The organism is Candidatus Poriferisodalis sp. (genome assembly GCF_965204125.1).
Lineage (GTDB): Bacteria > Actinomycetota > Acidimicrobiia > Acidimicrobiales > Poriferisodalaceae > Poriferisodalis.
The window spans coordinates 1,668,164-1,688,187 of record NZ_OZ241968.1; the positions used below are offsets into that span (position 1 = coordinate 1,668,164).

The 20,024-nt window shown below is 68.0% G+C and carries 20 protein-coding genes; 6 read left to right on the top strand and 14 right to left on the bottom strand.

Going from position 1 to position 20,024, the window contains the following annotated elements:
- Positions 1-112 precede the first annotated feature (112 nt).
- Both ACOGXD_RS07990 and ACOGXD_RS07995 read left to right on the top strand, forming a co-directional pair.
- Positions 113-1,564 (top strand): HNH endonuclease signature motif containing protein, encoded by a 1,452-nt coding sequence (locus ACOGXD_RS07990; protein ID WP_419917309.1) that lies wholly within the window; start codon positions 113-115, stop codon positions 1,562-1,564.
- 195 nt (positions 1,565-1,759) lie between these two features.
- The gene (locus tag ACOGXD_RS07995; protein WP_419917310.1) at positions 1,760-2,386 is read left to right on the top strand and encodes an MSMEG_1061 family FMN-dependent PPOX-type flavoprotein; all 627 of its coding nucleotides are present in this window, start codon (positions 1,760-1,762) and stop codon (positions 2,384-2,386) included.
- 44 nt (positions 2,387-2,430) lie between these two features.
- On the opposite strand, the gene ACOGXD_RS08000 is transcribed toward ACOGXD_RS07995, so the two are convergent.
- From ACOGXD_RS08000 to ACOGXD_RS08010, 3 genes are read right to left on the bottom strand one after another with little or no spacing between them, the layout of a single operon-like run.
- Positions 2,431-3,183, bottom strand: coding sequence for an SDR family oxidoreductase (locus ACOGXD_RS08000; protein ID WP_419917311.1), 753 nt, complete (start codon positions 3,181-3,183; stop codon positions 2,431-2,433).
- A gap of 28 nt (positions 3,184-3,211) precedes the next feature.
- Positions 3,212-3,397, bottom strand: coding sequence for a hypothetical protein (locus tag ACOGXD_RS08005; RefSeq protein ID WP_419854619.1), 186 nt, complete (start codon positions 3,395-3,397; stop codon positions 3,212-3,214).
- Positions 3,398-3,448: 51 nt separating this feature from the next.
- Positions 3,449-3,892 carry a VOC family protein gene (locus ACOGXD_RS08010; RefSeq protein WP_419917312.1) on the bottom strand — a complete coding sequence of 148 codons (444 nt, stop codon included), beginning with the start codon at positions 3,890-3,892 and terminating at the stop codon, positions 3,449-3,451.
- Positions 3,893-4,066: 174 nt separating this feature from the next.
- Between ACOGXD_RS08010 and ACOGXD_RS08015 the strand changes: the two genes are divergently transcribed.
- Positions 4,067-5,653 (top strand): DUF3179 domain-containing (seleno)protein, encoded by a 1,587-nt coding sequence (locus tag ACOGXD_RS08015; protein ID WP_419917313.1) that lies wholly within the window; start codon positions 4,067-4,069, stop codon positions 5,651-5,653.
- Positions 5,654-5,726: 73 nt separating this feature from the next.
- Here ACOGXD_RS08015 and ACOGXD_RS08020 read toward each other — a convergent pair whose 3' ends face one another.
- The 3 genes from ACOGXD_RS08020 to ACOGXD_RS08030 are packed head-to-tail and all read right to left on the bottom strand — an operon-like array spanning position 5,727 to position 8,879.
- A complete protein-coding gene (locus ACOGXD_RS08020) occupies positions 5,727-7,379 on the bottom strand; it encodes an FAD-dependent monooxygenase (RefSeq protein ID WP_419917314.1) in 1,653 nt (550 codons plus the stop codon).
- Between the two features lie 7 nt (positions 7,380-7,386).
- Positions 7,387-7,953 (bottom strand): NADPH-dependent FMN reductase, encoded by a 567-nt coding sequence (locus ACOGXD_RS08025; RefSeq protein ID WP_419917315.1) that lies wholly within the window; start codon positions 7,951-7,953, stop codon positions 7,387-7,389.
- Positions 7,950-8,879, bottom strand: a complete 930-nt coding sequence (locus ACOGXD_RS08030; protein WP_419917316.1) for an alpha/beta fold hydrolase — start codon at positions 8,877-8,879, stop codon at positions 7,950-7,952. The genes ACOGXD_RS08025 and ACOGXD_RS08030 overlap by 4 nt, the downstream gene beginning before the upstream one ends.
- 193 nt (positions 8,880-9,072) lie before the next feature.
- Here ACOGXD_RS08030 and ACOGXD_RS08035 point away from each other — a divergent pair, with 193 nt between their 5' ends.
- Positions 9,073-9,477 (top strand): VOC family protein, encoded by a 405-nt coding sequence (locus ACOGXD_RS08035; RefSeq protein WP_419917317.1) that lies wholly within the window; start codon positions 9,073-9,075, stop codon positions 9,475-9,477.
- 5 nt (positions 9,478-9,482) lie between these two features.
- Here the strand turns inward: ACOGXD_RS08035 and ACOGXD_RS08040 are convergent, their stop codons facing one another.
- The 4 genes from ACOGXD_RS08040 to ACOGXD_RS08055 form a co-directional block, all read right to left on the bottom strand.
- Positions 9,483-10,451, bottom strand: a complete 969-nt coding sequence (locus ACOGXD_RS08040; RefSeq protein WP_419917318.1) for a DUF1295 domain-containing protein — start codon at positions 10,449-10,451, stop codon at positions 9,483-9,485.
- 84 nt (positions 10,452-10,535) lie between these two features.
- Complete coding sequence (locus ACOGXD_RS08045; RefSeq protein WP_419917319.1) at positions 10,536-11,396, bottom strand: hypothetical protein; 861 nt, start codon at positions 11,394-11,396, stop codon at positions 10,536-10,538.
- Positions 11,397-11,415: 19 nt separating this feature from the next.
- Complete coding sequence (locus ACOGXD_RS08050; protein ID WP_419917320.1) at positions 11,416-11,886, bottom strand: FxsA family protein; 471 nt, start codon at positions 11,884-11,886, stop codon at positions 11,416-11,418.
- Positions 11,887-11,947: 61 nt separating this feature from the next.
- Positions 11,948-13,246, bottom strand: coding sequence for a serpin family protein (locus ACOGXD_RS08055; RefSeq protein ID WP_419917321.1), 1,299 nt, complete (start codon positions 13,244-13,246; stop codon positions 11,948-11,950).
- 207 nt (positions 13,247-13,453) lie between these two features.
- Here ACOGXD_RS08055 and ACOGXD_RS08060 point away from each other — a divergent pair, with 207 nt between their 5' ends.
- Positions 13,454-14,512 (top strand): ADP-ribosylglycohydrolase family protein, encoded by a 1,059-nt coding sequence (locus tag ACOGXD_RS08060; RefSeq protein ID WP_419917322.1) that lies wholly within the window; start codon positions 13,454-13,456, stop codon positions 14,510-14,512.
- Between the two features lie 50 nt (positions 14,513-14,562).
- Here the strand turns inward: ACOGXD_RS08060 and ACOGXD_RS08065 are convergent, their stop codons facing one another.
- The 4 genes from ACOGXD_RS08065 to ACOGXD_RS08080 form a co-directional block, all read right to left on the bottom strand.
- The gene (locus ACOGXD_RS08065; RefSeq protein ID WP_323672276.1) at positions 14,563-14,868 is read right to left on the bottom strand and encodes a putative quinol monooxygenase; all 306 of its coding nucleotides are present in this window, start codon (positions 14,866-14,868) and stop codon (positions 14,563-14,565) included.
- Between the two features lie 93 nt (positions 14,869-14,961).
- Positions 14,962-16,377 (bottom strand): amidase, encoded by a 1,416-nt coding sequence (locus ACOGXD_RS08070; protein WP_419917323.1) that lies wholly within the window; start codon positions 16,375-16,377, stop codon positions 14,962-14,964.
- Between the two features lie 61 nt (positions 16,378-16,438).
- Positions 16,439-17,560 (bottom strand): epimerase, encoded by a 1,122-nt coding sequence (locus tag ACOGXD_RS08075; protein ID WP_419917324.1) that lies wholly within the window; start codon positions 17,558-17,560, stop codon positions 16,439-16,441.
- A 15-nt stretch (positions 17,561-17,575) separates the two neighbouring features.
- Positions 17,576-19,510 (bottom strand): hypothetical protein, encoded by a 1,935-nt coding sequence (locus tag ACOGXD_RS08080; protein WP_419917325.1) that lies wholly within the window; start codon positions 19,508-19,510, stop codon positions 17,576-17,578.
- Between the two features lie 84 nt (positions 19,511-19,594).
- On the opposite strand from ACOGXD_RS08080, the gene ACOGXD_RS08085 reads away from it, so the two are divergent.
- Positions 19,595-20,002, top strand: coding sequence for a hypothetical protein (locus ACOGXD_RS08085; protein ID WP_419917326.1), 408 nt, complete (start codon positions 19,595-19,597; stop codon positions 20,000-20,002).
- The last annotated feature ends 22 nt before the right edge of the window (positions 20,003-20,024 follow it).

Sequence of the window (20,024 nt, forward strand, 5' to 3'; positions counted from 1 at the left end):
TGGCGGCGACGTGGATGGTGGCGGTGGTGCTGTGGTTCGGTGCGCGGTCGATGCCGCGGTGGGGCCGCTGGTTGGTGGGGATCCGTTGGTGGATGCGGCGGCGGTTCGGTCTGTGGGCGATGAGGATTTGGTGTGGTGCGCGCAGGCGGTGCAGCGCGCCATCAACGTGCTGGAGGGGTCACGCAGCGCGCTGGCCGCCGAAGCGGTACGGCGTCGGCTGCATGCGCGCCGCGGGGAGGCATCGGGGGCAGAAACGCTGGTGAACGCCACCGCGGTCAGCGGTGCGCTGGCGCGTCGGATCGAACGCGAGGCGCAGGCTGTGAACGCCCAGCCGCCGGTTGCGGAAGCGCTGGGGCGCGGTGACATCAACTCCGATCAAGCCGCGATGGTGGCCGCAGCAGAAGTGCCTGACGACGTGCGGCATGAGCTGTGCGAGCAGGCTGAGAACCAGACAGCTGACCAGACCCGGCAGACCGTGCGTGCTGCCGAGGCGGCGTGGCGGCGCGAGAGCGACGCGCAGCGGCGGGCTCGCCAGCGCGCCGCGAGGTCGGCATCGATGTGGGTCGATCCCCACGACGGCATGTGGCACTTGCGTGCGAAGCTCGATGCGCTGACCGGCGACGCCGTCAACCGTCTGTTGGTGGCTGCGATCGAGCGGAACTGGCGCAGCGACAAGGACCTGCCCGAATCCCAGCGCCGAAGCGTCCCCCAGCGCGCCGCCGATGCGCTCGTGTGGCTGCTCACCGCCGCCGGCGCGCAAAGCGCTGATTGCGCGGAAGAAGGTGACGCGAGTTCCAGGAGCACCGGCAGCGAGGGACCAGCGCAGGGCGCGGACTCCGCTAGCGGTGACGCTTCGAGGCCCGACCCGGCACGGCATGCAGGTTCTGCGGCTCGAGATGCTGCGTCGGCCCCAGGTGGTCTCGAAGCGGCACCCGCAGCCCCCGATAGGTCAACTGTCGCTGGCGGAGGCTCGGGTGACGACGGCTGGGTGGTGCCGAGTCCGACGCAGATGATCGTGCTCACCACCCTGGACAACCTGCGCGGCGGCTCGCCCGACGGTGGGCCTGTTGCCCGGTGCACGTGCGCAGCGTCGAGGCCGCCGAATGATCTGCTGGCGGTGCCGGGCGCCGCGGCGACCACCGAGACCGGCACCGTGCTCGGCGCGGCCGACCTGCGCCGCATCGCCTGCGACACCCAAGTGATACCGGTGGTCATGGGTGGCCCCGGAGAGGTGCTCGACGTGGGCCGAGCCAAGCGCACCATCCCCCCAGCCATCCGCCGCGCCCTGATCGCCCGCGACCAACGCTGCGTGTGGCCCGGCTGTGATCGGGCGCCGATCCACTGCGAAGGTCACCACATCGAGCACTGGCTCGACGAGGGGCCCACCAGCCTTGCGAACCTCGCGCTGCTGTGCCACAGCCACCACCAGCGCCTCCACGAGTACAACTTGGTGCTGCACCCGCCCACGGCGCCGGCACCGCCCGGTGAGGGCTGGACGGTCACACCAGCCCCGCCCCGCAAGCCCCGCACCCCAACGGGAGACCACGTCCGTCAGAACTGCTGATCTGCGGATCTCGTGCCCGCCCGCTTGCCGAACGTGCGCAGTTGCCTGGCGTTGCGGCGACGCTCGAACTTGCCGAGGTGAGTCTGAGGTGCCGCATGCGAGGAGTGCAGCGGGCTTTGACGAAGCACTGAGCGTCCGGGGACCGCCAAACTGTTCCACGCAGCGGAATGGATGAGGACAGCAAAGGGACGGGCGATGAACGGACAGGTCAGCGACTCCACGGCACTGCGGGAGATCTACCGCCAGCCATCCAAGCTGGTGGCCAACAAGAACGTGCCGGCGATCGATGATGAGTCGGCCCGATTCCTGGCGATGTCGCCGTTGTGCGTGCTGGCCACCCATGGCCCGGGCGGGACCGATGCTTCGCCCCGTGGCGGGCCTCCGGGGTTCGCCCGGGTGCTCGATGACGGCGCACGCTTGGCCTTCGGCGACCTCGCTGGCAACAACCGGCTCGACTCGTACACCAACTTCCTGGACAACCCCCAGGTCGGTTTGATCTTCTTCGTACCCGGCAGCGACCACACGGTGCGGGTGAACGGCGCTGCTTCGCTCACGACCGATCCCGACGTCTGTGCGGCGACAGCGGTGGGGGATCGGGTGCCCAAGACGGCCGTGGTCGTCGATGTCGACGAGTGCTTTCTCCACTGCGGCAAGGCGCTGATACGCGCCAACCTCTGGGACACCTCGACGTGGCCGGAAGGCGAGGCGCCCACGGCGGGCGAGATCCTCGCCTCCCAGCATGAGCTGCAGGCTGAACCAAGCGCCATCGACCAAAACCTCGAAGCGGGCTACGAAGCCACGCTGTGGTCCGACGCAGGTTGAAGGCGGGACTCAAGACCTGACGCAAGCCGCGCCGCCGGCGTGGTTCAGACAGTGCGAAGGGTTTCGGTATTGCCGTCCACGCTGAGGACTTGGCCCGATACATAGCGGGCGGCATCCGAGAGCAGCCAGCAACAGGCTTCACCGATGTCGGTGCCGGTGACGAGCGTGTGCATCGACACCTGTGCGGTGTAGCCGGCCTTGACCTCTTCGGCAGTGGTGCCGGCGGCGGCTGCCTCCCGCTCGATCACACCGTCCATGCGCGGGCCCTCGACGGTGCCGGGACAGACGGCGTTGACCCGGATGCCGCGCTCGCCGAGTTCCATGGCCCACGTCTTGGTGAGGCCCACCACCGCCCACTTCGAGGCGGCGTAGGGGCTCCGCAGCGGGTAGCCGAAGATGCCAGCGGTGGAAACGATGTTGACAATCGAGCCGCCCGCACCTAGCAGCGGCACCGCCGCCGCAGTGCAGCGGAACGTGCTGCCCACGTTCACCTTCACGCAGTGATCGAACGCTGCCGGATCGAGGTCTTCGACGCGGCCCGTCGGGCCGGCGATGCCGACGTTGTTGACCAGTCCGTCGATGCCACCCATCTGCTCGACGGCGGCTGCGAACAGCTGGGCCACATCGGCCTCGTCGGCGACGTCGTAGTGCCCGTCGACATCGGTGTCCCGGTCGATGTCGGCGCCGAACACCTTGGCCCCGTAGCCACGTGCCGTTTCCGCAATGGATGCACCGATCCCGGCCCCCGCCCCGGTCACAACGATCCGCTTGCCCTTTAAGCGTTGATCGGCCGACATGTCGGAAAAGCGCTCTAGCTCGGGGTCGTCAATCTGACGCCTCGAGCATCCATCGGAAAGCGAACCGAGCCATGACGAGCACTGCTGCGCCGGTCAAGAACATGGCCAGCGCCAATGCGGGGCGATCACCGATCATTGTCGCGGCTACGGCGATCGGCACGATGGCACCGACCAGCATGAGCAGGGTCGTCCAGAAACGAAAGGACGCCGACACAGGAAAACAGTAACTCTTGGGGCGGGACACTCCGTCCCTGCTTGACTGCCCCTACGGGGCTGCGATGTAACCGATAGCCGGGTCGTACGGCTGAGTCGGGGGGCCCTTGAGCTCGACGGTGTTGCCGTCGGGATCCTTGACGTACATCGACGGGCCGCGCCCGTCGGCGCCCCAGTTGTTGTAGAGGCGGCCGGCTTCGACGCCGTGGGCCGCGAAATGCCGGCGCAGATCGGCTTCGTCGAACGGCTCGATCCGAACGCAGAAATGGTCGACGTTGTGCGCAGTCGGGCCTGGCGGCGGGCCACCCTCCTGCCCGAGCACGCCAGCCACGTCGACGAGATCGATGATGCAATCGCCGGCCCGCAACTGGTACAGACCGATCTCGTCGTTGATGTGCTCGACGCTGCAGCCCAGCACCGTCGTATAGAAGTCCATGCTCCGCTCGACGTCGACGACCCGCAGCACAATGTGGTCCAGCGATGTCAATCGGAACATCGGGCAACCTCCCGGCGCTCATCGGCCGCTGAAACTGGCACTGCCGACCACGCCAACCGCCGCCCGCAACTGCTCGCGACCGAGCGTACCGATGAGGCACAAGCAGCTTCGAACGCTGCTCAACGGATAGGTGGCGAGGGCAGAGTGAACCCTGCCGCGTCATAGGGTGGCCGCGTGCGGTTCCGCATCCTCGCCCGATCCATCACGGCGTTGTTTGCAACCACCCTGCTGGCAGCGGCTTGTGCCACTTCCGACACGAGCACGCCGCCGCCGGGAACCGGACCCACATCGGATACGTCAGCAGAAGCGTCGGGCGAGGACTCTGACCAACAAGCCACGTCGGCAACGTCTGCCGATGTGACTGCTGATGCCTCGGGGACCACTGCTGACACGTCGGCAGGGGTCGCCAGCGAGGGTGAGAGCGGGAGCGACGTGGTTCTGGACCCACGCGAAACCGGCCAGCTGCGCAACTTCCTCGGCTACACGTTCCCTCCCGCACCCGAAGTGCAGACAGGCCCGCTGCAACGCGCCGCGCTCAACGACCTCAACATGATCTGGTCCGGCTTGCAGCGAGGCGGCATCAGCGGCGACGCCATTGCCCGGCTCGGCCAGACGGGCGACTCTCGACTCGGGTGGATCCTCTCCGACTTGCTCAGGTTCGTCCCCCCGGGCGAACTCACCGACGGGGCCATCTCGGCCTTCCAGTCGCTCACCGGCGTCAGGCTGGCCGACGACCCCGTCGCCCTGCGCAGCCCATGGCAGTCGGTCACCGACCACCTGCTCGCATGGGACCTGCCCGTCTTCGACGGCTACGCCGAATACAAGGAGCGGCTGTTCACGCTGGTCGAGCCCGGCTGGCAGCCGTTCTTCGACGACGCCGACTCAGACATCGACTGGCGCATCGTCAGCTGGGGCGGCGTGCTCATCGACAACCGCGAGCTCGGCGACCCCCGACTGTGTCCCCGAGGCTGCATCCCCGCCCTCGACAACCCCGGCGTCACCGACGCCGAGGGCGGTTCCTGGTACCCCGACGACGGCATCGTGTTCGCCGTCGTGCTCGGCGGGGAGGCCCGGGCGTACCCCCGCCACATCATGGAAATCCACGAGATGATCAACGACACGCTCGGCGGTCGCCGCATCGGCATGCCGTATTGCACGCTGTGCGGGTCGGCCCAGGCGTACCTGACCGAGGAAGTGCCCGACGGCGTGGCCACGCCGGTGCTGCGCACCTCGGGCCTGCTGTCTCGGTCGAACAAGGTCATGTACGACCTCGTCACCAAGTCGGTGTTCAACACGTTCACGGGCAGAGCCATCTCGGGCCCGCTGCGCCGCCAGGGTGTCGTGCTGCCCCAGACCACCGTGGTCACCACAACCTGGGGCGAGTGGAAGGCGGCCCATCCCGACACGACGATCATCGCCCCCGACGGGGGGATCGGGCGCAGCTACCGGTTCAATCCGCTGGGCGGCCGTGACGACAACGGGCCGATCTTCCCGGTCGGCGATGTCGACGAGCGTCTCAGCGTGCAGGACCAGGTCTTCGGCGTGGTGCTCGACGACGGCACGCCAGTCGCATTCCCCGTCGACGCGGCCGTGGCCGCGCTCGAGGCCGGCAGGACGGTGGAGCTCGGCGGCGTCACGCTGCAGCTCGACGGCGGCGGGGTGCGTGCGGTCGACGCCGCCGGTGAACCGATCGAAGGCCACCAGTCGTTCTGGTTCGCCTGGAGCCAGTTCATGGCCGACACGCTCCTGTGGGAGCCCTAGACCAACGGCGCAATCCCCGAAACCGGCTCCTCGCGACGCGGAGCCGCAATCGAGCCCGGCTCGTGGCTAGCCGTCAGCGCCTGAGCAGGCTGCCGAGCGCGGTCATAGCGGCAGTCGCCGTCGCCTGCGGATCCCGCCACGCGACATGGCCGTCGGGCCGCACCAGCACGGCACCCATCTGGCCGATGCCGTAGGCGGCGGCAATCGCGCCGCCTGGATCATCGAGATCGGCACACAAGCGCAGCACGCGCGGCGCCGGATCTGCGCCGGCGCTGCCGAGGCTTGCCTTCGCCCCGGCTTCTGCCCCGTCAGCGGCGACGGCGATGTCAAAATCGGCACCGCACAGCAGCACGAACTGCGTGTCGTACAGATCCAGCGTTGACGTGGCCCCGTCGAGATCGATCGGCACATGGGGAGCGCGGTGTCCCGGCCGCGCCGTCGGCACATACTCGGATACCGGGTCATCCACCTGCGGGGGCTCAGTGCCGTCAGGAATCAGGCACCCCTCGTCGTACCGCAGCCCCAAGTCCATCCCGAGCCAGTTGCCGTACTGCGTGGAAGCTCGCAGGGCCTCCCGCTTCTGCTCGACAGTGGCCGTGCCAGATTCGACCAACCGCCGGATCCGCCCCACGCTCCGGGAATTCTCACGAGACCGGTCAGCGTTGTACTGGGCGACCGGCGCCCGCTCGCTCTCGTAGGTGTCGAGCAACCCCTCGCCGGCCTGGCCGCCGGCCACCGCCGCGAACTTCCACGCCAGGTTGTGGGCGTCTTGCACCGCCGTGTTCATGCCGAAGCCACCTGTCGGAGGCAGCTGGTGCGCCGCATCACCGATCAGGAACACCCGCCCGTCCCGGAACCGCTCAGCCACCGTCGAGGACATGGCCCAGGGGATGACATCGGTGACCCGCAGGTCGAAGTCCTCGGGAAGATCCGGCCCGATCGAACGCCGGATCCACTCCGCCGCCACCTCAGTGTTGAAGTCCTCCGCCCGGTGCATCGACGGGTCGTAGTTGAGCTGGCACAGCCAACGATTGTCGGTGTCGATCTTCTGAAACACATTGCGGGCCGGGCTTGTCGTCCAGTACAGCGCAGCGGGGCGATGGTCGGTCCACGGCCCCAGGTCGGCGTAGAACTGGCAGTTGATCATGGTGCCGAAGCTGGCGATGCCGTCCATCTCGATGTCGAGGCTTCGCCGCACGCTCGACGCCGCGCCGTCGGCACCGACCAGCCAGCGCGCCGTCAGGTGCCGCGTGCCCGATGGTCCGCGCACTTCGGCTGTCACCTGCTCGTCGCCCTGGGTCACCTCGACCAGCTCGGTGTCCCAGCAGATCTGCACCCCGTCCATGCCCGCCAGCCGGCGCAGCAGGATTTCCTCGATCCGGTCCTGCGACGTCAGCAGCCACGGCGCCGGCGACAGCTCCACGCCGTCCACGACCGGCTGCACCCCCGTGATCACGCGGCCGATCTCGGTGCCCGCCAGCGTCTCGCAGTACACGAACTGCTCTGTCCACGGCAGCGGAAGGCTGGCGGCCTCGATCTCATCGAGCACATCCCACTGGCGCATCAGCTCGGCCGTTCGCACGTTGACCGACCGGGCGCGGGGATGAGGGTTGATGCCGCTGCGACGCTCCACAACGATCGAGTCGAGCCCGAGGCGCCCGAGCAGGATCGCCATCGACAGCCCCGCCGGCCCCGCACCCGCGATGAGCACAGTGGTATCAGTCACGGGCGTATTAGGGCAACAGCCCAGACAGCGTGGCCAGGGTCTCCCGTAGCTGGGCATCGAGGTCGGGATCGGTCAGCGTTCCGCCTTCAGAGTCGAAGTTCTGGCCGAACCGAGGGATGGCCAGACTGGCCAGCACCTCGTTGCCGAAGTAGCCGGCGAGATGGCCGGCGGTCCGCAGCACGAACCCGCCCCCGCCGCCCCCCGGCGACGTCGACAGCATCACGATCGGCTTGTCGTGGTAGACGCGCATGTCGATCCGTGACGCCCAGTCGAACACGTTCTTGAACGCAACCGTGTACGAGCCGTTGTGCTCGGCGAACGAGATCAGCAGCGCATCTGCCGCCCCGAGCGTGTTGTAGAAGTCGTGCGCCGCCTGCGGGATGCCACCCGCCTCCTGCCGATCGATGCTGTAGATCGGCATCTCGAAGTCGTTCAGGTCGAGCGTGCTGATCTCCAGCGCACCGGCCGGCACGCCCTCGATCTCGCCGTCGGCAAGCAGCCCGATGGCGTAGTCGACAAGCTGACGGTTGATCGACTGGCTGCTGTTGGAGGCGGCAAAGGCCAAGAGTTTCATGATGTCTCCGCGTGGGCAGTCTCCGCGTGGGCAGTGTGGCTGATGATCGCATCGATCAGGATCGGCCACAGCGGTTTCGGCAGGTCGTGGCCCATGTCGCCCACCATCAGCAGGTTGGCACCCGGCACGAGTGCGGCCGTGCGCTCACCGCCGTTCGGCATGATCAGCGGGTCGTCACGGCCGTGGATCACCAGCGTCGGCACGCCCAGCCGGCGCAGCGCCTCGACCCCGAGCGGCGAGCACCGCACCGCCGCCATCTGTCGGGGGAGGCCCTCGGGGTAGTACATGCGGTCGTACGAGGCAGCCACCATCTCGGCCGCCTGGTCGGGGTCGAAGTGGCGGGGGCTAGAGCTGATCTTGCGAGAAGCGACGCTGGCCGCGATGTACCCCTCGCGGTCGGGCGGCGGCGGTGTTGTCAGCGCCGCCATGGCCTCGGGCGTGGCCTCGAAGTAGCCCGGCTCACGGGTCGTCGACATAATCGACGTCATCGACAGCACCCGGTCGGGGTGATCGATCGCCGTCTGCTGCACGATCATCCCGCCCATCGACACCCCGGCGATGTGCGCCGTCCCGATGCCCAGATGGTCGAGCAGTCCGACAGCATCATCGGCGAAGTCGGACAGTGTGTACGGCACCGGCGGCATGCGCTCACCGGCGGCCGCAGCCTTCACGGCAGCCTTGCTCACCGCACCGAGGTCCACGTCGACACCGTCCAGGTGCGTCGACAGGCCGACGTCACGGTTGTCGAAGCTCACAACGAATCGCCCCCGCTCGGCGAGCTGCTCCCGGAAGCCGGGGTACCAACCCAGGATCTGCGACGAGTACCCGTTCACCAGCAGCAGCGCCGGGTCGGCCGGGTCGCCGTGGGTCTCGTAGTAGAGCTCGATCGCTGTCGCTTCATGGGTGTTGACGGTCGCATACGGCATCGTGGGTGCTGCTCCTGCTGGCGACGCGACGGGCAGCGCGTCGGCAGCGCCGAAGAGTCTGCCGCAAGAACTGCACGCGAGGGCCATCGCAGTACCCGCCACATCGCCGGATGCCGGCCAGCACCATTCAGGCCAGAGATACGTCCGTCAATGTCCTTTCGTGCGAGCCATGCCGCGCCCTATCGTTCGAGCCATGCGGCGCATGCACATCGGTTTGCAGGTCGACGACCTCGACGAGTCGATCGAGTTCTACACCCGGCTATTCGGCTGCGAACCCACGATGCGGCGCGCCGACTACGCCAAGTGGATGCTCGACGATCCCCGGGTCAACTTCTCGCTCGACACCCACGGCGACGGGCCGGCCGGCTCGGCCCACTACGGCATCCAGGTGGAAACGCACGACGAGCTCACCGACCTGCGTTCCCACATCGATGCGGCCGCCCTGCCCCGGTCCGACCAGGACGACTTGGTGTGCGGCTACCAGCTCCAGCACAAGTCGTGGGTCACCGATCCCAACGGCCTGTGGTGGGAGGCCTTCTTCACCGAAGGTGTGGTGGACGAGGGCTACGGCACCGCCGAGATGCCCGATCCCGCCTAGCTGAACTACAGGTACACCGGCTGCGCTCGTCGCCGCCTCGGGTTGAGCGGGTTCGGCACGAACATCGGCACCGCAGCCTGGTAGCGGCTGTACGCGGGGTACCTCTCGCCCGAGATCTGCTCAGTGAGCCTCGTCGAGACCGCGAACAGCAGCAGCAGGATCACCCAGCCCAGCCCGGTCCAGTGCCACAGCCGGCCCGACGCCGAGATCGCGAACAGGTAGAACACGATCCACATGGCCTGCTCGCAGGTGCAGTTGGGATGGCGGCAGTAGCGGAACAGCCCCTCGGTGAGGAACGGCCGCTCCACCTCGGCGCCCTCGGCCACGAGCCGGGCCTTGTTCTGCTGGAACCGCCACACCTGCTGATCGGCGATGGTTTCGAGCACCAGCAGCACCACGAACGCCACGATCGCGACGTAGTCCAGCCAGCCCAGCGGCACGTCGGCGTGCTGCCACGCCTGGTGCACCGGCGACGTGAACAGCCAGATGAGCGCCATCTGGCCGAACGACACGAAGAGCACGTTGAATGTCTGGAAGCCCACCTCGCCGATCTGTCGGCCGAGAACTCGCCGCTGGCTGATCTGCTCTCGGAGATAGGTCCATCGGTAATCCTCGCTGTCGGCTCGCCACCCGCCCCGGCGGATGAGGTTGAAGGTGAGCCGTGCACCCCACGCGCTCGCCAGCGCCGTCATCACCGCGACCCGGGCCGATCCGAATCCCACGTCGGCGAGAACGATCCCGCAGTACAGCGCCGGCACAATCGACCACAGCCGGTCCACCCAGGAGGCGTCCCGGGTCAGGATCGACGCCATCCAGCTCAGCACCGCCACCGCCGTGCACGCTCCCAGCGCCACGCCATAGGGCGTGCCGACGAGGGGATGGTCGATATCGGGATAGACGGTGACGCCGAGCACCACCGCCACCGCTCCGATGGCGACAACGCCGGCCCATCCGGGCACGCCGGCGCGGATCACGGCCTTATCCGTTTGCCCGAATCATGGTTGCCCAATCAGCCGGAACGAACCGGGCCCCCGAACAGCAGCACTCCGGATCGGAACTCAGTTGCAGAGACCCTGCGCGCTGACGCCGCGATCGATGTAGCACATCAGGGTGCCCTCGACGTTGCGCATCGTGAACGTCCCGTCGCTGTTGCGGGTGGCGAACACGCGCAGCCGGAAGCCGCGGATGGAATCGTCGGGCTGACCGACGATGTCCATCGTGACCTCGCTGAGTTCGCCGACGGTCGGCTCGCCCGAGATCCTCACTCGCGATTCGGGTTCCTCCGATGCCACGGCCCCTGCGACGGTGCGTCCCAGCGCCGCCAGATTCGCCGCGCTGGGCGCTTGGCCGAGGCGCGCCACGATCTCGGTCGTGGTGTCGACGGTGGCGCCCAGCGGAGTCACGTAGTCGCCGCTGACCCAGCCGATCACACCGGCTGCGTGCACTTCGTGCCACAGCACGCCGGACACCTCTTGCCTCGTGCCGGTGGGAACGATGCCGGTGCCCGTCGAGTCGAGCTTGGCCACGATCTGACCGCCCGGCTCTTCGCGCACATTGAGCGTGCTGTCGTAGCCGATGCCCACGACCGACAGCACCAGGCGCTGCTCAGCCTCTTCGCCGGTTTCAGCCGCCGTCGTGGCCGTCACGACCTGCTGCCCGGCCGTTGTCGTGGGCGCGGGCGGCAGCGTCTGGACCGTGCCGATGGTGGTGGTGGGAATCGGCGCCGGTGCGGTTGCCACGGGTGCCGACGTGGCGGCGGTGGCCTCAGGCTGGTCATCGACGGCAGCAACGCTGTCGTCGTCGGAGTCTCCGAGGGCGACCACCAGTGCCGCGATCGCCACGATGAGCGCGAGCAACGCGACGCCCAGCGGCAGTCGATCCTTCAGCGCGATGAGACCTTCAGAAGGCGCGCGCTCCATGCCATGCGGCTCTGGAAAATCAGTTGGACCGGTCATCGGTGTCCTTCGTGTAGCTCTCGGCGTCGAGGGGGGAGCCGAAGCGACGAGGACCGCCAGGACTGCCCTGTGCGCCAGGCCAGCCAGCGATATCGACTCGCTTGGCATAGCGACGCACGAGTATCGAGAGTACGACCTTGCGGGTCGGCGGAAAGAGCATGATCAGACCGGCAGCATCGGTCAGGAAGCCGGGTGTGAGCATGAACGCGCCGGCCAGCAGGATCAACATCCCGTTCACGAGTTCCTTGCCGGGAATCTCGCCCTGTGCCAAGCGGGTGCGGATCTGGTTCAGCACGCCGAGCCCGGAGCGCCGCACCATCCAGGCACCCACGACGGACACCACGACCAGCAGCAGGATGGTCTGGCCGGCGCCGAGCCCGCCCGCCACCTGCACGATCACGAACAGTTCCAGCAGCGGCACCGATATGAGCAACAGGATGAGCACCGCCAGCACGCCGCCCACCCTACGGCTGCCCGCCGGGTCCGCTCCGTCACGTCACGTCAGGGCCGGAGAGTCACGCTGCCGGATGAACGAGGCGCCCGATGAAGAGCACTGCTTGTGTCTCGCGGTGGATGATCGCCCACAGGAAGGGCCGGTCGGCGACCACCGTCAGATCTGGCGGCGGGGGCATGGACTCGGCGAACGCCATGGCTGTTGCTGCGGCCGCTTCGGTGCCCTTCTCATCGACGATCACCTTGGCGCTGTGCAGCGCAGAGGTGATGAAGATGCCGGGCGCGATGCCGTCGAACGATGCGCCGGCACAGAACCCTTGCGGGCAGAGCCATTTGAAGAGATCGGCTGGCGGCAGCGTCTGCTCCCACTTCGGCATGGTGATCTTGACTGTGCCCGAAAGCGCAATGCTGGACAGCTCGGTCAGAGCTGCGGCGTCGAGCGATGCTTCAACGGCAGCGAGGCCGTCGGGAGCGTGGGGGACGATGAGCCACATGGCCAATTCGCTTCTGACATAGGGAAGTTCCACGGCATCGGCGTCGTCCATCAGGACGTAGCGGCGATCCACCGCTTCGTGATCGCGCATGAACGGCACGGTCACCGTCTGGCCAGAGTTGGTGGTGAACTCGCCGTCGCGGGTGAGGTCTGCCAGGAAGGGCTCCAGCCAGTCGGCCTTGAGGTAGACGGTGTTCACCAGGATCAATTCCTGATCTTGGACTGTGGCTTGGTTGACGATGGCGGGGATGAGGCCGCGGGTGCGCCCTGACACCCACTCGTTGATGACAGCGGCCGCCGAGTCGCCGTCGGCCGTGTCGACCGGTTGCATCGTCGCGCCGTAGTGCAAGGCGGCCGTCTCGAGGAACTCGGCCAGCGGCGAGAATTCGTCATCGGGGAAGAGGCGGTTGGCTACTTCCACAGTGTTCGGCGCAACCGAAGCTTCGGCCAGCATGAGATCGACCGCATTGGCAGCGCTGTGGCTGCCCTCCTCGGGGAACTCGAAGATGTCATCGAGCACTGCTGCGGAGTCGGCTGACGCGCCGGCCCGGCTCAGGCTGAAGGCGACGCCGATGCTCATCGGGCTGGACACTGCGTTGCCCTCGAGGTGCCGGTGGAATTCCCATCCCGCCGCGTTCACCCCCGCGACCCACTCAGCCGTCGGAGCACCGCGGTCAGCGGCCAAACGATCAGTGACCGGCTCGATGGCTGCGGGAACGACGGGCTCGGAAGCAGTTGCATCGGCAGTGGACAGCGCTGCGGGAGCGTCTCCTCCGTCGGCCGCGGGGTCACCGGCGTCCGTCGAGGTGCCGCAAGCCACAGCCATGATGCCGACCAGCACCAGCGACCCCTTCAGTCGCACCCGCACCCTGCCCACCCTACGGCTGCCCGCCGGGTCCGCTCTGTCAGGCCCAGCGGCGGGATGGTCGAATACGCACGACGCCGCGCTGCGCGCGAGCCGTAAGTTGTCGGGTCGCTGACGGGTCGAGAGGCTGCGCTGTGATCGAGTCCTACCTTGCTGGCGTGCCGTGCTGTCATGCCGTGCCGTCGTCGCCGTGGTGAGGGAGACCGAGCTGTGACAAGTCCGAAACTCGAACAGCGGATCCGCAGTGCTTGGATCGGCCGCATCAGCGGCTGCATGCTCGGCAAGCCCGTGGAACTGCTGTCGATGCGCCAAGGCCCCGCGGTACTGCAGGACTACCTCGCCCAGGCCGGCGCCCTGCCACTGCGGGACTACGTGCCGCTTCTCGCGGGAGCGCCGTCGGCCGTCGAGCGCAACGCCGACGCCTGCAAGGACCGCCTGGTCGTGGCCGTGCCCGACGACGACATCAACTACACGGTGCTGTCGCTGATGCTGATCGAAGAACACGGCACCGGCTTCACCACCGAGGACGTGGCCCGGGCCTGGTTCCGCCTGCTGCCCGGCGGTCTCACCTTCACCGCCGAGCGCGCCGCCTACGCCGTGCTGATGGCCAAGGCCTCGACGCCGTTCGCCTTCGGGCAGCCCGCCGGATTCGACCTCGACGAATGCAGCGACAACGAGTTCAACGACTGGATCGGGGCACAGATCCGTGCCGACATGTACGGCTGGGTGGCACCCGGCGATCCCGCGCTCGCCGCGGAGCTCGCCGCCCGCGACGCCCGCCTGTCCCACCGTGGCGAGGGCGTCTACGGCGCCCAAGCCGTCGCCGCGATCGGCGCAGCCATCCCGTCGAGCCCGTCCGTGCTGGCTGCGATCGAAACCTCCCTGGAGCTGCTGCCGGCCGACTCGGCGTGCGTCGAAGCCATGGCGCTCGGCATCCGCTGCGCAACGGCCAACGACGGCCCGGACCCGATCCACGAGGCCTACGACGGCATGTCGCCGGTGCACACGGTGAACAATTTGGCATTGGTCACATGGGGCCTCCTCTCCGGCGAGCACGACTTCTCGGCCGCCATAGGCGACACTGTCGCCGCGGGGTGTGACACCGACTGCAACGGCGCAACCGTGGGCGCCCTGTGGGGCCTGACCGGCCGCCCGATCCCGGCACACTGGCCCGACGCATGGAACGGCCGTGTGCAGGTCTCCCTCGCAGGCGTCGGCGAGCTCTCCCTCGACGACCTCGTCACCCGAACCGTCGCTGTTTGCAGTTGAGCGACTGTCTGCGGAGCTAGCGCGCCGTCCGCGGCGCTCGTTCGACGCGGCTAGAGATCGAGTCCGATGGCCGCAATCGGCGTCGTCATCTGCATCTGCGGCGGAGACCCCATCAGCGGACCGAACGCCGCCATCGCCTCCTGCATGGCAGGGGTCTGGCCGTGGTGCTGCATCGACTCAGCGTCGCTCATGAGAGCGAAGAACCAGAACTGGTTTCCCTCGCCCCGGTGGTACGAGTAGATCTCCACGCCCGGCTCACCCTTGGCGGCCTCGACCATCGAAGCCAGCACCGCCTCCATCTCGTCAGCCTTGCCGTCTTGACACGTAAAACTGCCGATCACCGTTGCCTTGCCCATAGCTGTCGCTCCCGATGGTGGATTCGCCTCGGCGCTGTGCGCCGCGGCGGAATGCCTACCACGCTCGCAACTGGCCTGAAGCAACGGCGTCGCCTAACCGCCGGCCCATAGTGGCGGGGTGGGCATCGGGCCGCGAGCTGCCTCGTACGCCGCTGCCAGCGACAGGGACAGGGTCTCGTCGCCGCCCCGGCACATGAACTGGATCGACGTCGGCAAGCCGCCCCCCGGTCCCGCCGGCGACACGCCCGTCGGCACGGTCGTCGAGCACAGTGCCAGGAAGTTGCCGGCCCGAGTGAACAGCGCCGGGGTGTTCGTCTCGTCAGCCTCATCCACCGGCAACGGCAGCATCGGCGTGGTGGGCGTCACCATCGCATCGAAGCCCTCTAACGCCTCGGCAAATTCGGCAAGGTCGATGCGCCGCTGCACCATCGCCGCGATGTACTCGCTGGCCGAGATGCCGGCGCCCGGCAGCACCCTGGCCCGCACCCGCTCGTCGACCTTCGAGGCCGGATCCTCCATCATCTCGCCGTAGTAGTGGTACGACTCGGCCGTCACGATCACGAAGCGGGTGTTCTTCATCTCCTCGAACGACGTCGGCGGGTCGAAGGGCACCACCTCGGCACCCAGCCCGACCAGCACCTTGAGCGCCGCGTCATAGGCGGCGAGCTGAGCAGCGTCCACACCCACTCGCTCGGCATCGCTCAGGCAGCCGATGCGCCGGCCGCCCAAACCGACGTCGAGCGCTGCCTGCAGCGCCCCGTAACGACCTCCCCCGGCCAGCCAGTCACGTTCAACCTCGGCGGCAGGTGTGCCCAGCATGGCGTCGAACATCAGCGCCGCGTCCAGCACCGTTCGAGCCAGCGGCCCCGGCGTGTCCAGCGTGTGCGACAGGGGAACGATGCCGTCGATGGGCAGCAAACCCTCGGTGGTCTTCAGCCCCACGATCCCGCACAGCGCCGCCGGCAGCCGCACCGACCCGCCCGTGTCGGTGCCGACCGCACATGGCGCCATGCCCGCAGCCACTGCCGCGCCCGACCCAGACGACGAGCCGCCCGGCGTACGCAAGACATCCCGGTCCCACGGATTCCACGGCGTACCCATGTGCTGGTTAGTGCCCCAGCCGCCCATGGCGAACTCGACGGTCTTGGTCTTGCCCAGCAGCACGCCGCCGGCCTCCAGCAGCCGGCGAGCAACCGTGCCCGTCGCCGGAGACACCCGGTCGGCCCACTCGGCCGATCCCGCCGTGGTCACCCGGCCCTCCACGTCCACGATGTCCTTCAGCGCGAACGGCACACCCCAGAACGGCCCCACCGGCTCGCCCGCCGCCAGCGTCAGCGCCACCTCGGCAGCCTCGGCCGACGCCCGGGCCTCATCCGCGTACACCGCTTGCCAAGCCCCCACACGCCCGTCCAGCGACGCAATCGCCGTCAGGCATTCCTCGGTGGCCTCCACCGGCGACCGGGATCCATCCCGGTAGCCCGCCGCCAGCTCAGCAATCGTCGCCGTCACAGTTCCCCCCGCCAGCCCGGTCTCATCGCAGCGAGCAGTCTCGCGCCCCGGCCAGCCCCTCTCACGCCCGGAAGCTGCCGCGCCGACCCCCGGGGTTCTCGCGGGGCCCGTAGTAGCCGAAGGTCCAACCCGGCATGTGCTCCCACTCGATGCGCCCGACCGCCTCCGCATAGCGCTCGGTCGCAGCGATCAGCGCGTCCTCGGCGGCGTAGTCGAACGGATCCTGCAGCCGGGCCGCCACGCCGGCATCGCTGGGAAGGTTCTCGGCCTGCCATCGCACGGTCCGCCGCAACCCGTCCTCAGGGTCCATCTTGTCCCGATAGCCGAGCTGCTGGCGGATCTTCTCGGTACTGAGGATCGAGTGCGCCGATGAGTGGTTGAGCAGGAACGGCCCGCCGGTCGCGGCCAGCTCACCCGGCACCGACACAAGCTCGAACGGGTTGCCGAGCTCGTCGCCGATGATCTGCGCGATCTGCGCGTACGTGAACTGCCGGTCGTCGCCCACGTTGTAGATCTCGCCTGCCGAGCCGTCGATGTGATCCACCGCCAGCAGCACCGCCGAGGTGGCGTTCTCGACGAACGCCGACGTAGCGACGGTGAGCCCGCCGTCGGGCACGATGACCCGCCGCCGACCGTCGAGCGCACGCTTGACCAGCGTCCACTCCCGCGGCAACACTTGGTTGGGGCCGTAGATGTACGGGTACCGGAAGTGCGTGGCGTCGGGGTGCAGCGAGAACGTCAGCTCCTCCGACTCGGCCATCTTGAGCGGCTTGGGTCCCGAGCGCTCATCGCCGACCAGCAGATCGTCCTCGTTCGTCGGCACCGCCATCCCTTCGGGAAACTCGACAGCAGGCTCGGCGTACCCGCTGTACACCGGCACGCCGCCGATGGAGATGAGACGGGGCGTCCGGCCGACGAGCACTTTGACGATCGACCGCAACCGGCCGTACATCGCAAACACCACATCGAAGTTGCGGCCCTCGATCGACGAGCGGAACGCATCCTCGTCGAAGGGATCGGTGTGGATGTGCTCGAGATGGTCGGGAATGGTGTCGACCTCGTGGCGCCCGGTGTGCAGGATCGTCACGGTGTGACCGCGATCGACCAGACCATTCACAATGTGGGGCCCAGTCGGCCCCGTCCCTCCGATGACGAGGATGTTCACTCCGTCAGCTTGGCCCACCAGCGCAAACGACGCTCAGTCCCGGCGCACCTCGGGCGGCGTCGGCACGGCCCGGGTCAGCCAGCACGCCGCCGTGCCATCGCGCCGCAAGCCGCACGCGTGCTCCCAGCCGACGGAGACCGCGGCGAACGGACCCTCGGGAACGATCATGTCGGTCTCGGTCACATCGCCCCAGCACCGCACAGAACCGTTGGTCCGCACCCCGCAGCCATAGTCCTGGCTCAGCGACACTTCCAGATAGCTGCCCGCTGGCGGTTCCGCCTGGCCCGAATCGTTGCGACCCCAGCACGTCAGCTCACCGTCGAGCCCGATGGCACAGGCGGTGGCCCATCCCGCTGCGACGCCGAGGAATTCCTTGTCCGGCACCCGAGTCTGCCCAAAGCCATTGTCACCCCAGCACTGGACGGTCCTGTCAAGCCCCGTAGCGCACGAGAAATGACCCCCTGCGGACACCTCGACGAATGTGCCTGACGGCGAGTCGAGCTGGCCGTAGCGATCGTCACCCCAGCAGGTCAAGGTTGCATCTGAGCGAAGCCCACAAGCGTGTTCTAGACCGGCGGACACTGTGTCGAAGACACCACCAGGCGGCTTGCTGGCGCCGTAGTTGCTGTAGCCCCAGCACCTGAGAGCGCCGTCGGTCCGCGCCCCACACGAGTACAGGGCGCCGGCGGACACATGCCAGTAGACGCCTGCCGCCGCCGACGCACGACCCCACAAGTCCGCGCCCCAGCACACGACTTTTTCATTCGAGCGGATTCCGCATGAGTGACCGCTGCCCGCGGAAACCTGGTTGAAGGTGCCGGCTGGTGCGTCGATCACGTCGTCTAGGTCGTGACCCCAGCAGGTGAGTACGTCTTCAGTTGTGACGCCACAGGTCTGCAAGTTGCCCGCTGACACCGACCGGAAGGATCCCGCCGGCGGGTCGGCCTCGCCAGCCTGGTCCGATCCCCAGCAAGCGATGGTGCCGGTGACCCGCAGTGCACAAGATGTCAGCGCTCCTGCCGATACCGCGGAGAAGCTGCCGCTGGGCGCATCGGTGCGGCCTGGACCGTTGTAGCCCCAGCAGATCAGCTTGGCGTCGCTGCGCACCCCGCAGCTGTGGACGTTGCCCGCGGAGACATCCAAGAACCTGCCTGCAGGCGGTTCAGCCCGTCCCGAGTTGTTCAAGCCCCAGCACGCGAGCGTGTCGTCAGAGCGCACACCGCACGCGTGATACGAGCCGGCTGACACGTGGGTGAATTTGCCCGGGGGAGGCTCAGCCTGCCCGAACCGGTTGTTGCCCCAGCACCTCAACGTGCCGTCGATCTGCTGACCACACGTGAAGCCATCGCCGGCGGACACCCTCGTGAAGTCGCCGGACGGCGGCTCGGACTCCCGGTCAATGTTGCGACCCCAGCAGGCGAGAGCGAAGTCGTAGCGGATGGCACACGAGTGATTGCCGCCGACCGAGATGTCCACAAACTCGCCAGCGGGCGGTTCGGCTTGGCCATGAGTGTTGCGGCCCCAGCAGGTGAGCGAGTAGTCGCCGCGGACCGCGCAGGTGTGCAGGCCGCTGGTCGAGACCCACTCGAACCACTCGACGGGAGCGGCTGCCGTGCCGTCGCCTGCTCGGTCTGCTGCTGCAGAGTCATCGGCCGCGCCGTCCGAGTCGTCCGCAGGCTGGTCCGCGGTTGTCGGAGGCGGCGCAGTGGTGCCGGTCGGCGTGTCGCTCGAAATCCCATCGGCCGTGGTGGTTGCGGCGGGAGCGAGAGCAGCCGAGGAGGTCGTGGCGGGAGCCGGAGCTGTTGTGGCCAATGCAGCGGTCTCGACGCTGTCGATCTCAGCATCGTCGTCGTCGGTCCCGCCACCGAACAGCCACATCGAAGCAAGGAGAATGACGGCGACCAAGACCACGAGCGCGCCAAGCAGCTGGATCCAGCTCACTCCTGTTCCGTCTGCGTCGTCGTCCACGCTGCCGATCGTACGACTGGGCGACGGGTTGAGGCGGTGGGTTAGGTTCGACGCTGGCGCGGGGCATTGACGAGGGGGCTAGCGATGGCCGGTGAGATGGACGGGCATGAACTCGACAAGATGCGGGGGTTGACATTCCTGTGGGTGGTGCTGCTGGGCGGCGGCCTTGCGCTGATGTTCGGTTTGACGCAATGGGGCCTGCTCGACGATGTTCCGATAAGCGAGAGCGCGGCCATCGCCGTGGGCACCAACAACGGCATCGGGATCGTCGCGTTCGGCGGATGGAACGCCATCGGCATCGTGGCCATCGGAGGAGCGAACTCCATCGGGATCATCTCGATCGGCGGGTTCAACAGCATCGGGGTGATCTCGTTCGGGGGTCTGAACTCGGTGGGCGTCCTCGCTCACGGCGGCTTGGGTGCCTTCGGTGCCCGCAGCACCCGGTTCCTAGCGTGGTCGCCGCTCAAGATGCGCGGCGGCAAGCCCTGCTGAATGGACGTGTCTCTGCCCGCAG

Bases quoted from the DNA above. Each gene is read 5' to 3' on its own strand.
- ACOGXD_RS07995 (WP_419917310.1), top strand. From the start codon at position 1,760: ATGAACGGACAGGTCAGCGACTCCACGGCACTGCGGGAGATCTACCGC.
- ACOGXD_RS08000 (WP_419917311.1), bottom strand. From the start codon at position 3,183: ATGTCGGCCGATCAACGCTTAAAGGGCAAGCGGATCGTTGTGACCGGG.
- ACOGXD_RS08010 (WP_419917312.1), bottom strand. From the start codon at position 3,892: ATGTTCCGATTGACATCGCTGGACCACATTGTGCTGCGGGTCGTCGAC.
- ACOGXD_RS08025 (WP_419917315.1), bottom strand. From the start codon at position 7,953: ATGAAACTCTTGGCCTTTGCCGCCTCCAACAGCAGCCAGTCGATCAAC.
- ACOGXD_RS08030 (WP_419917316.1), bottom strand. From the start codon at position 8,879: ATGCCGTATGCGACCGTCAACACCCATGAAGCGACAGCGATCGAGCTC.
- ACOGXD_RS08035 (WP_419917317.1), top strand. From the start codon at position 9,073: ATGCGGCGCATGCACATCGGTTTGCAGGTCGACGACCTCGACGAGTCG.
- ACOGXD_RS08045 (WP_419917319.1), bottom strand. From the start codon at position 11,396: ATGGAGCGCGCGCCTTCTGAAGGTCTCATCGCGCTGAAGGATCGACTG.
- ACOGXD_RS08065 (WP_323672276.1), bottom strand. From the start codon at position 14,868: ATGGGCAAGGCAACGGTGATCGGCAGTTTTACGTGTCAAGACGGCAAG.
- ACOGXD_RS08085 (WP_419917326.1), top strand. From the start codon at position 19,595: ATGGCCGGTGAGATGGACGGGCATGAACTCGACAAGATGCGGGGGTTG.